Here is an 8,590-nt window from a genome sequence, read left to right as displayed (position 1 = left end):
GATAGGCCACCACTTCACCGTCCGCGATGCAGTGCACGCTCGACTGGTCCAGCGTGCCCGCCGTTCCCGCATCAAAATGCACACCGCCATGCCAGAGCCCGCTGCTGCCGAGGGGATAGCTGCCGCTTGCGGCGTTTGCCAAGTGGGTCAGTTGCTGGAGCGCATCGCGTTTGTCGCGGAAGGGATGGCTCCAGTTTTGGACCGGTATCAGTGAGTCGTTGTTTGACTCTACGCCGGTCGATGGAGGAGGCGGCAATGTGTCGGGTGTCGGCAGCATAGGCTGCTGTAAGTCATCAAGCGCGTAGCGTGGTGCGAACAATCGTGTCATGGAGGTGGCTCCTGCTTTTCCACGAGATAAGCCAGCAAAGCTGCCGCTCTGTCGGCGAGGTCCCGGTCAACGTCCTGTTCGACCGATGCATCCGAACCTCGCGCTACGGCAAGGCCAGATTTGGTGCGCACGATGGCGAATTCCAGCGCGCTGTTCCAGAGGGGGAAATACGAACAGGAGATTTCCACGCGCATTTGCGGATGGGTCCCACACGAGGCAATCGTCGAGGATGGAGATGCGCTGGCCCACTACACTGCAGCGGATGTAGGACCGTGTACCTCCCCAGACATATAAACCAACATTCGCCCTGTTGATTGGATACGTTTTCTTACAGTCTTTCGTCTAACAATGTTCAAAAGGCACGGCATAGCCGCTAGTCTCCCGACATCTGAACGCCGAACAACAAGCACTCCAACAAGAGCCGGCCATGACTGATCTGTCGCGTTTGCAAGGATTCGCAAATCACGCAGTCACTGCGTTGGAAGGCCGTTTCTTCCGTCCGCCACTGCCTGAGGGTTATGTATCGAGACCTCGATTGTGCGAGCGGTTGAGTGCGGGTCTGTCTGGGCGTCTGTTGTTGATCAGTGCCCCGGCCGGTTTTGGTAAAAGCTCACTGGCGGTGGAGTTCTGCGAGAGCCTGCCCGATCAGTGGCAGAACCTCTGGCTGGGTCTGAGCCACCGGGACAGCGACCCGGGCCGGTTTCTCGAACGTCTTCTTTGCGGTCTCCAGCAATTTTTTCCTCAGCTCGGCAGCCAGGCGCTTGGCCTTCTGAAAATGCGTCAGCGTCACCAGCCCTTTGCCTTCGAAGAGTGGCTGGACGGTTTACTGGACGAGCTGGCAATGCACCTGATGTTGAGCAAACCGCTGCTGCTGGTGCTTGACGACTACCACTTGGTGCAGGGCCCCGTGCTGGATCGCTGCCTGCAATTTCTCCTTAATCATCTGCCTGCGGGCATGAACATCATGGTCACCAGCCGGCAGAGGCCGAACTGGCACCTGGCGCGTCTGCGGCTGTCGCGTCAATTGCTGGAATTGTCCGAGCAGGACCTGCGGCTGACCGACGACGAGTCGCTGGCGGTGCTGGATCAACAGCGCAATGGCTTGAGTGAGGAAGCACTGCAGGCCTTGCTGCAACGCAGCGAGGGATGGGTGGCCGGCCTGCGATTCTGGCTGCTGGCGGCCAACGAAGCGGGCAGTAGTGCGCTGACCCAAGGGCTCAACGGCGGGGAAGGGCTGATCCGGGATTACCTTCTCGAAGAGGTCATCGATTGCCTGCCGGCGGACGTTCAGGTCTTTCTCTATGAAACGGCGTGTCTGGAGCGTTTTGGCGGTGCCCTGTGCAACGCCGCGCGCGACAGTCACGACAGCGACGAAATGCTCGGTTACCTGCAAGCGCATCAGGTGTTTCTCGTCCCGCTGGACGAGCACGGTCGCTGGTTTCGCTATCACCATTTGTTCTCGGATCTGCTGCGCGCGCGCGCCGGGCCCAGTGTCACGCCGCAACAAAGACGCGTGCATCTGAATGCCTGCCGCTGGTTCAGCGACCAAGGGTTGCTCGACGAAGCGATTGAACAGGCGTTGCGCGCGGGGCATCTGGATGTGGCGGCCAATCTGGTGCAGAACCTCTCCGAGGAACAACTGCTCGCCGAGCAAAACGTCGGCATGCTGCTGCGCTGGAAAATGGACTTGCCCGACAGCCTGCTGGTCAGCACGCCGCGTTTGATCGTGCTGTACGCCTGGGCGCTGGGCCTGGCGTGTCAGCTGGACGCGGCCAAGGAGTTGGGCAATCACCTCAGTCGATTTCTGCCGGCGCCTTCCGCGACCGCGCAAAATTCGATGCTGGCTCAGTGGCTGGCGCTGAGCGGGATCATCGCCCGAGGCCGCGGCGACAGTGAAACGGCCCGGCGCTATTGCAGTGAAGCGTTGGTCAGTCTCCCACTAAAGCGATATGGCCAGCGTTTGCTATGCCTGTCGACCCTGGCGAATCTGGCCATCGCCGATGGAGATTTATGGCGCGCCCGTGCGTTGAACCGTGACGCCCTTGAGCTGGCGCAGCGGGTGGCCAATCCATTGTTTGAAGCGCTGGCGCACTACGACCGCGCTCGCACCTTGCAGGCCCGTGGCGAAACACTCCGCTCGATGGAGGAAGTGCGCCAGGGCTTGCGACGTTTGAATGGCCTGTCTTCACAAAAACTGTACGCGGTGCGCGCGCGCCTGACGTTGTACGAAGGCTATTTGCTGGTGCAGTTCCTTCAACCGGAGGCGGGGCGCGAGCGCTTGACTGCCGGGCTGGCCGAGGCACGCGCCTGCCGTGACATCAGCGTACTGATCGGCCACTGCGTGATTGCCGGAATGGAAGGGCGCGAAGGGCGTTACGCCGAAGCCTTCGCCGAGCTGGCCGAGGCCGAGCGGTTGATGCACATCTGGGACGTGCCGCCGGTTTATTACCTGGCAATGATCACCCTCGCCAAATGCGAGCTGTGGCTGGCCCAGGGCCGTATCGACCTGGCCGACGCGTGGCTCCTGCGACTGGGGCAGACTTACGGCGGCAACCAACCCGCCGCTGCCCCGGAATGTTCGCTGCAACTGCCTCAGCAGATCGAAACGCTGCGGGCGGTTCTTGATCATATTCAGGGCCGCACCGAAGAGGCGATGATGCGGCTGCACGGTCTGGTGGAGTATGCCCAGCGAATCGGCGCAGGACTGCTCGGCCTCAATGCGCTGAGTCAGCACATCCTGTTGTTACTCGACACATCACGCGGGCCTGAGGCCGATGAGCTTTTTCAACAGAGCCTTCAGCTCGCCACGGGTGGTGCGGTTCTGCCCTTCCAGCGCCTGATCCGTGGTCATCCCGACTGGCTGCGTGAGCAACTGCACAAACGACCCTCATGCCGGCTGGTCGATTACCTGCTTCGGCAACTTCCTGAAGCTGCGCCTGGCCAGGGGCTGCCTTGCTTGCGCATGGCCAGCGAGCCGTCCACCTGCATCAGCGGCAATGGCGGCGACCACCTCAGCGCGCGAGAACTCAGCGTGCTGCAGCTGATCGCGCAAGGCTGCTCCAATCAGGAGATCAGCGAACGCTTGTTCATTTCCCTGCACACCGTTAAAACCCACGCCAGCCATATCAACAGCAAGCTGGGTGTTGAGCGACGCACTCAAGCAGTGGCCCGGGCACAAGAGTTGGGATTGCTGGGCTGATCGGTCGGTATTTAAATGCCGATTTATGCTAGAAAAGATCAATTTTAGGCATTTAATTGCCTTTTCAGCGCTTCAGTCCTAATGTTTAGGCATTAAATTGCCGAGCAGCCCGTGATGCAGCTGACCCTCCAACTCTACCTGTCGGGACGATGGCACGACGCAATGCGTCTTGACGTCGAGAAACCGGAATCCGGGCAGAACAGCCCGTGCAGCTTTGCCTACGATCAAGCATTTCTGATTGACCACCTGGATGCCCTCGACCGGCCGACCGCGCCGTCCGTGAGCGCTGGAATTCCACTGGGCTGGGATCTGTTCAGAACGGCGGGGCTGCCGGCGTTTTTGCATGACATCGTTCCAGCGGGAGCGGCGCGCCGTTTCCTGCTGGCGCGTCTGGCATTGCCGGAAAGTGAAAACACGCCGGCCGACCTAGTGCTCCTGCAGCGCTGTACCCCCGCCCCTGTCGGGCATTTGCGCATCAAGGAATCGTTCGAGGCATTGCCCAAGGCCAGCAGCATTGGGTTTGACCGGAGTGAAGTCGTTGCCCGGGACAGCCGCTTTCTCGAATACGCGTATGAACAAGGCGCTGCTGTCGGTGGCGCAACCGGGGCGGGCGGCGAGGCACCGAAGCTGTTATTGGCCGAGGATGCCAAAGGGCTCATGCACCCTGATGCGACCCTCGCGGACAGCGAGGTTCGTCAGCACTGGTTCGTGAAATTCTCGCGCAACAAAGGCAACGAGACCGATCGCACCATTCTCAGAAGCGAGTTCTGCTATTACCAGGCCCTCCAACGCGTCGGGGAACGCACCGTTCCCTGTGACGGCATGAGCCTTGAAGAGGCCCGCAAGCCCAGCCTGTGGATGAAGCGCTTCGACCGCCGCGTCGATGAACAGGGCGTGCGTCGGGTGGCGGTGGAATCGGTGTACTCGCTCGCCGACATCACCCGCCCCGGTGCGTATATGACGCACTTGCAAGCGGTAGCCGCACTGGCCAATGCCTGGTCGGCGAACGCCCAGCAGGGGGAGATTCCTCAGATGGTCGCCGAGTACGTGCGCCGTGACCTGATCAATCAGATTCTGGGGAACAGCGACAACCATGGGCGAAACACATCGATCCTTCGCGATGAACGGCGACTCTCTCTGGCGCCGATTTACGACCTGGCGCCCATGGTCATGGACGATGAAGGTGTAACACGCACCACCAAATGGCCTGACCCTATTGAGCGCGCCGGCGAGGTGGGCTGGCGCGATGCCTGCCGCGCTTTATCCAACTGGGCTGACCCCGAACAGCTTTTCGAGGGTCTCAGAACCGATGCCGAGCGCCTGCGGGCATTGCCTGATTTGCTGAATGAAATGGGCTTGCCGCAAAAGACCTTCAATCATCCGCGCATCAGGCTGGGACGACTGGATGCGACGCTCAAGGAGTGGGGCCTGCTATGAACGACGAGATCCGCCAGCGCGGCATCATCCTTGATGAGCTTCGGGATCAGTTGTTGGAGGGTACCGTTTCCATGGGCGCTGCCGTCAAACGGCTGCGGACCGAAATCACAGGACTGCGCCAGGAGCAGTTCGCGAGCATGTGCAAAATCTCGTTGCGCACACTGCGCCAGATCGAGCAGGACGAGGGTAATCCGACGGTGCAAACCCTCAACGCCGTGTTCAGGCCCTTTGGTATGCAGGTCGGCATTATTCCATTGCGACGCCGGCCGGCGGGAACCAGTCTCTAAGGCGTAATCGCACCGATCAGCCCGACGGCAGGCTCAAGCAGCGGGCTGACCGGCCCACATGCTGGCCACGTCCAGCAGGCCCCACTCCTCAGCCAGTTCGAACTTCAGGATGCCGTCTCGTACCGTGGGGCACGCGAGGTTGATGACTTGCGGCTCGAAGGGCACTCGGGTCCGGGTGGACAGGAAAACTTTCACTTTCGGGTGCAGCAGGGACTGTTCATCCTGCTCGACCACCACGCCCAGGCGCTCGCTTTTCAGGCGAACCAGCGCGCCGACGGGATAGATACCAACGGTCTTGACGAAGTGCTGGAACACCTTCGCATCGAAGTGGCCTTTCCAGGACGCCATTTCGCGAACCGAATGCGCGGCATCCCAGCCCTTCTTGTAGGGCCGGTCTGAGGTCACCGCGTCATACACGTCACAAATAGCGCCCATTTTCGCCAGCAGGCTGATCTCATCGCCCTTCAGGCCGTGGGGATAACCGCTTCCGTCGACCTTTTCGTGGTGATGCAGGCACACGTCCATCACCAGTCGGGTTACCCGCTCGCAGCCCTGGAGGATTTCCAGCCCGGCCTGCGGATGATGCTTCATGACCTCGTATTCTTCGTAGGTGAGACGATCGGGCTTATTGAGAATGGCCGAGTCGATCATCATTTTGCCGACGTCATGCATCAGCCCCGCAACGCCGGCTTCACGCACTTGATCCTCATCCAGATCCATCTGCCGCGCGAGCGCGACCATCAATGCGCACACCGCCACCGAATGCATGTAGGTGTACTCATCCGTCGTTTTCAGGCGCGACAGGCTGATGAGCGCGTGGGGATGGCGCATGACGGACGTGGAAATTTCTTCAACCAGCAGATCGACGTCTTCGGTATTCATTGCCCGGCCCATCCGGGCATCGCTGAACATGGTCATCACTGCCGCTTTCGCGCGCCCGCAAATCAGGCGCGCGCGGGCCAGTTCCAGTTCGAGGCTGCACGGCGCAGTCTCGGCAGGGTCGGGACACTCGGGGGAGGTCTGATCCGCTGGCGAGCTGTCGGCAGGGCTTTTGCCAAGGCGAGTGTCAATCCAGACCTCACGGGTCGATGCCTGAATGTGCCGCAACACCGCGTCGTCGCTGAGTTCGCGCTCGACGTGGGCAGTCCAGAAGGGATCGTTGATCCGTGGGCGGCAGAACTCGTGGATGTACATGCCCAGCGTGAGGTCGGAAACGGGGATTTTTCTTAGCATAGAGTCAGCTCTTGCGCGTGAATACAGCGCTGCCTTGCCTGAAAGTGAGAGCGATCTTTGTTCTTTGCTTCATCACTGCGCTTTCCTGTACTTGCGCATGGCCAGTATAGGAAAGCGCTGGGGAAATGAAACTCCCTTGAATGATGTGGGAATTACACTCCTGATAGATAAATATCAAACCTAATCAGTAGCTTGCATAGATTATTGGCGTTGTTTGACGAATCTCGCATCGAATAAATGCGATGAACAGCATGTTCAAAATGCATGTAAATATTTGCTTTTTATATTAAAGAATTGCTGCCCTTGGCCGTGCACTGGCGGTTCAGGCCGCGTTAAGGAATTTTTGACGGGGACCGTGCTCTAATTGCCCAAATCGTCGGCCTTTATGTTTGGCCGTAGAAAAGCAAAACAGGAGCTCTCCTTGATGTTGACATTTCGCCGTTTGATCATCGCTGCCACCGCACTGACCGTGCTTTCCGGCTGCGCGACGCAGAATCCATACGACAATCAGGGGCAGGCGCAGAACTCCGGCGGGATGAGCAAGACCGCCAAGTACGGCGGTCTGGGTGCATTGGCCGGCGCCGTCGCCGGTGCTGCCATCGATCACAACAACCGTGGCAAAGGTGCGCTGATTGGCGCTGCCGTGGCAGGCGCGGCATCTGCCGGTTACGGCTACTACGCCGACAAGCAGGAGGCTGCACTGCGCGCCAGCATGGCCAACACCGGTGTTGAAGTTCAGCGTGAGGGCGACAACATCAAGCTGGTGATGCCGGGCAACATCACCTTCGCCACCGACTCGTCTGCCATCGCCAGCAGCTTCTATGCGCCGTTGAACAACCTGGCCGGCTCGCTGAAGCAGTACAACCAGAACATGATTGAAATCGTCGGCTACACCGACAGCACCGGCAGTCGCCAGCACAACATGGACCTGTCGCAGCAGCGCGCCCAGAGCGTGGCGACCTACCTGACTTCCCAAGGCGTTGACGCAGCTCACCTGTCGGTGCGCGGTGCCGGTCCTGATTCGCCGATCGCCAGCAACGCCGACGTCAACGGCCGTGCCCAGAACCGCCGCGTCGAGGTCAACCTCAAGCCGATTCCTGGCCAGCAGTACCAACAGCAGCAATAACCGCGTGACGTGAAACCAAAAACCCCGGCCAGTGAGCCGGGGTTTTTGCGTTTGGACCTACGGGCGCTTAGCCCGGGTAACGGTCATGCATCTGCGCGAGCAACGTGTCCTTATCTTCCCACAGCCGGTTGATCCACTGCTGAAACTCCAGGCGGTAGGCATCGTCCTGGTCGTAGCTTTTGCCGATGAACTGCGGCGGGATCTGCACTTCTTCAAAATGCGCGACGACTTCGCGCACGTTCCCGCAGAGCAAGTCCCAATACCCTGGCCGACCAGCCGGGTAATGAATGGTCACGTTGACGATGGATTCCAGCTGCTCGCCCATGGCATCCAGCACGAAAGCAATGCCGCCTGCCTTGGGCTTCAACAGGTAACGGAACGGCGAGTTCTGCTGTGCGTGCTTGGCTTCGGTGAACCGCGTGCCTTCGACGAAGTTGAATATGCCGACCGGGTTGTTGCGAAACTTCGCACAGGTGCGGCGGGTGGTGGCCAAGTCCTTGCCTTTCTTTTCCGGATGCTTGGCCAGATACGCCTTGCTGTAGCGCTTCATGAACGGAAAGCCTAGCGCCCACCAGGCAAGGCCAATCACCGGCACCCAGATCAGCTCTTGCTTGAGGAAGAACTTGAGCGGGCGAATGCGTCGGTTCAGCACGTACTGCAGCACCATGATGTCGACCCAGCTCTGGTGATTGCTCGTCACCAGGTACGAGTGCTGATAGTCCAGGCTTTCCAGCCCGCTCAGGTGCCATCGGGTGTGACCAAGCACATCCATCCAGGCGTTGTTGTTGCTGATCCACGCTTCGTGGATGTGGCTCATCAGCCAGTCGGTGACCTTCTGCGCGGCCGGGAAGGGTAGGCACAGTTTGAAGATGGCAACGACGAACAGCGGCGTGCAGCAGAGAATCGTGTTGAGCGCCAACAGCAACGAGGCGATGACGCCACGCAAAGGGGCGGGCAGGAAATCCATGTGAATCGAACTC

General features: G+C 59.9%; 7 protein-coding genes and 1 pseudogene. 4 read left to right on the top strand and 4 right to left on the bottom strand.

Annotated features, from left to right (window positions below; genetic code table 11):
* A pseudogene (locus ABEH28_RS19790) lies at window positions 1-328 on the bottom strand (hypothetical protein); the annotation flags it as partial.
* The gene (locus ABEH28_RS19785) at window positions 325-522 is read right to left on the bottom strand and encodes a hypothetical protein (RefSeq protein ID WP_192171881.1); all 198 of its coding nucleotides are present in this window, start codon (window positions 520-522) and stop codon (window positions 325-327) included. The pseudogene ABEH28_RS19790 and the gene ABEH28_RS19785, both read right to left, overlap by 4 nt.
* 233 nt (window positions 523-755) lie before the next feature.
* Here ABEH28_RS19785 and ABEH28_RS19780 point away from each other — a divergent pair, with 233 nt between their 5' ends.
* The 3 genes from ABEH28_RS19780 (at window position 756) to ABEH28_RS19770 (ending at window position 5,251) form a co-directional block, all read left to right on the top strand.
* Entirely contained in the window at window positions 756-3,527 is a 2,772-nt protein-coding gene (locus ABEH28_RS19780; protein WP_346630873.1) for a LuxR C-terminal-related transcriptional regulator, read from the top strand.
* Window positions 3,528-3,638: 111 nt separating this feature from the next.
* A complete protein-coding gene (locus ABEH28_RS19775) occupies window positions 3,639-4,964 on the top strand; it encodes a HipA domain-containing protein (protein ID WP_346630872.1) in 1,326 nt (441 codons plus the stop codon).
* On the top strand, window positions 4,961-5,251 hold the full coding sequence (locus ABEH28_RS19770; RefSeq protein WP_192171878.1) for a helix-turn-helix transcriptional regulator: 291 nt from the start codon (window positions 4,961-4,963) through the stop codon (window positions 5,249-5,251). The genes ABEH28_RS19775 and ABEH28_RS19770 overlap by 4 nt, the downstream gene beginning before the upstream one ends.
* A 33-nt stretch (window positions 5,252-5,284) precedes the next feature.
* On the opposite strand, the gene ABEH28_RS19765 is transcribed toward ABEH28_RS19770, so the two are convergent.
* Window positions 5,285-6,484, bottom strand: a complete 1,200-nt coding sequence (locus ABEH28_RS19765) for an HD-GYP domain-containing protein (protein WP_192171877.1) — start codon at window positions 6,482-6,484, stop codon at window positions 5,285-5,287.
* A 424-nt stretch (window positions 6,485-6,908) separates the two neighbouring features.
* Here ABEH28_RS19765 and ABEH28_RS19760 point away from each other — a divergent pair, with 424 nt between their 5' ends.
* Window positions 6,909-7,610: an OmpA family protein gene (locus ABEH28_RS19760; protein WP_192171876.1), complete on the top strand. Its 702-nt coding sequence runs from the start codon at window positions 6,909-6,911 to the stop codon at window positions 7,608-7,610.
* 67 nt (window positions 7,611-7,677) lie between these two features.
* Here the strand turns inward: ABEH28_RS19760 and ABEH28_RS19755 are convergent, their stop codons facing one another.
* Window positions 7,678-8,577 (bottom strand): acyltransferase, encoded by a 900-nt coding sequence (locus ABEH28_RS19755; protein ID WP_192171875.1) that lies wholly within the window; start codon window positions 8,575-8,577, stop codon window positions 7,678-7,680.
* Between the last annotated feature and the right edge of the window lie 13 nt (window positions 8,578-8,590).

The organism is Pseudomonas sp. Ps21-P2 (assembly GCF_039672565.1).
GTDB lineage: Bacteria > Pseudomonadota > Gammaproteobacteria > Pseudomonadales > Pseudomonadaceae > Aquipseudomonas.
Note: the sequence above shows the minus strand (reverse complement) of the source record. Positions and strands in the feature narration are given on the sequence as shown.

Bases quoted from the DNA above. Each gene is read 5' to 3' on its own strand.
- ABEH28_RS19785 (WP_192171881.1), bottom strand. From the start codon at position 522: ATGCGCGTGGAAATCTCCTGTTCGTATTTCCCCCTCTGGAACAGCGCG.
- ABEH28_RS19780 (WP_346630873.1), top strand. From the start codon at position 756: ATGACTGATCTGTCGCGTTTGCAAGGATTCGCAAATCACGCAGTCACT.
- ABEH28_RS19770 (WP_192171878.1), top strand. From the start codon at position 4,961: ATGAACGACGAGATCCGCCAGCGCGGCATCATCCTTGATGAGCTTCGG.
- ABEH28_RS19765 (WP_192171877.1), bottom strand. From the start codon at position 6,484: ATGCTAAGAAAAATCCCCGTTTCCGACCTCACGCTGGGCATGTACATC.
- ABEH28_RS19760 (WP_192171876.1), top strand. From the start codon at position 6,909: ATGTTGACATTTCGCCGTTTGATCATCGCTGCCACCGCACTGACCGTG.
- ABEH28_RS19755 (WP_192171875.1), bottom strand. From the start codon at position 8,577: ATGGATTTCCTGCCCGCCCCTTTGCGTGGCGTCATCGCCTCGTTGCTG.